The 296-nt window shown below is 58.1% G+C and carries 1 pseudogene; it reads right to left on the bottom strand.

The annotated features are described in order from the left end of the window. Window positions 1-296, bottom strand: a pseudogene (locus AF337_RS11800) (ABC transporter permease); the annotation flags it as partial.

The raw sequence follows: 296 nt of genomic DNA, 5'->3' as shown, positions 1-296 counted from the left end.
GTCCAGAATGGCAGGAGAATGAGGATCAACAACATCTCACGCGTCTTGCCGAAGGTCGAGCGGACCAAAGCCACAGCCGCCAGGAAACCAAGCACTGCGCAGAACAGCGTCGTCCAGAAACCGATCAGCAGCGACGTGATGCCGATCCCGACCAGATAGGGTTGGTCGATGAACGCGCGGTACTGCTTCAGCGTAAAGACGATCGGGGCCTTGCCCATCGGTGTCGCGGACATGAAGCTGAACACGAGCATGGTCAGCAGCGGCAGGAAAACGGCAAGTGTCAGCCATCCATAGGT

This window comes from Rhizobium ecuadorense (assembly GCF_001187535.1).
GTDB classification, from domain to species: domain Bacteria; phylum Pseudomonadota; class Alphaproteobacteria; order Rhizobiales; family Rhizobiaceae; genus Rhizobium; species Rhizobium ecuadorense.
Note: the sequence above shows the minus strand (reverse complement) of the source record. Positions and strands in the feature narration are given on the sequence as shown.